Consider the following 1,587-nt stretch of genomic DNA (forward strand, 5'->3'; position numbering starts at 1 on the left):
TTCAATATAATTCACTCCTTTACAGGAAAGAATTATATCAAAAAAGATTACCCTGATTAATGCAAAGTGTAACCACTTATCTGCAACAATTTGGGTAATCTTATTTTAACTTTTATATATTAGCAAGCAACGTATTTTGTCCCCAAAATACAATCAAGTTGGACGGTGCCAACAACGAAAGGAAGTGGAATAATGAAACGAAATCATGAAATCAAGATACGATTTAACGAGAAAGAATTTGAACAGATGACGGAAAAAGTTCGTAAATCTAAACTCAGCAGAGAGAAGTTTGTTCGTCAATGTATCTTAAAAAAATCAGTTAAAGAACCACCTCATTTAGATTATTATAAACTGTTAAATGAGTTCAATCATATCGGAAATAATCTTAATCAAATCGCAAAATCTTTAAATGGTGGACAGGATAAATCATCATTTCTTGTTGAGGTTACGATTGAGGAATTGAGAAATATGATTAAGAATTTGGATGAAAAAGTAAGGGGTGATTAAAGCAGTAACTGCAATTTGGGCGATAAGAGATCGTTTGGATAATGCCATTAAGTATGTAGAAAATGATGAAAAGACAATTGAAAAAACCTTTGACTATATAAGCAATGATGAGAAAACAGATGGCAAAAAATATGCAACTTACCTCAATTGCGATGCATTTCAGCCTCAAAAATCTATGAGCACTACAAAGAAAATGTTCGATGATACAAAACAAATTGTTGCATATCATGGGTATCAATCCTTCAAAATTGGAGAGGTAACTGCTGATATTGCTCATGAAATTGGTGTAAGGTTAGCACAGGAATTATATGCAGATCGATTTGAAGTTATTGTCACTACACACCTTGATAAGAAGCATATTCATAATCATATTCTTCTAAATTCAACATCATTTGTTGATGGGAAACGCTTCTGTAATATGAAAAAAGATTACAGAAGAATGCAGGAAATCTCTGATAAATTATGCTTGGAATATGGTTTATCTGTCATTAAAAATCCACAATATAAGTCTAAGAAAGTCAATTATCACGTATTAAATTCTTATATGAAGGACATCAAAAAAGATATGGATATTCTAGTTCAGCAAAGTAATTTTGTAAATGTCTTTTGGGATAACATGAAGAAAAAAGGATATGCTCTTGAAAGAATTGGAGAAGAATATGCCATTTATCATCCATATTATTCAGAACCAATCTTTCTAAAAACGTTAGGAGAGCAATACCGTTATGAAAATATTGAAGACAGATTAACCGATAGAAGAATACTGCCACAAGAAACAGAACATACAAAAAGTTATTATCAATGCAAGGAATATTATAAAAAGTATAAGAGGAAACAACTCACTGGACCTGCAGGAATAAGAGTAGCTTATCTCATTTCATTAAATGTCTTACCAACTCGAAAACAAAAACTATCAAAAGAAGCAAGACAGGCATTAAGAAAACTGGATATGTTTGTGAAGGAAATTGAATTGTTATATCATAACAAAATTGAAGATATAAACCAATTGGATGACTATCAACAAGTAAAACAGAATGAATTAGATAAACTAATCAAAGAAAGAAAATACTGTTATTATCG

The 1,587-nt window shown here is 30.7% G+C and carries 2 protein-coding genes; both read left to right on the plus strand.

The genetic code is table 11. The features are described 5' to 3' along the window. Positions 1-192 precede the first annotated feature (192 nt). Positions 193-507: a plasmid mobilization protein gene (locus tag B5E92_RS15200; protein WP_087303541.1), complete on the plus strand. Its 315-nt coding sequence runs from the start codon at positions 193-195 to the stop codon at positions 505-507. Next, a partial coding sequence (locus B5E92_RS15205; RefSeq protein WP_239406511.1) for a relaxase/mobilization nuclease domain-containing protein occupies positions 500-1,587 on the plus strand: 1,088 nt, incomplete at its 3' end. The genes B5E92_RS15200 and B5E92_RS15205, both read left to right, overlap by 8 nt.

This window comes from Erysipelatoclostridium sp. An15 (genome assembly GCF_002160675.1).
Classification (GTDB): domain Bacteria; phylum Bacillota_I; class Bacilli_A; order Erysipelotrichales; family Coprobacillaceae; genus Thomasclavelia; species Thomasclavelia merdavium.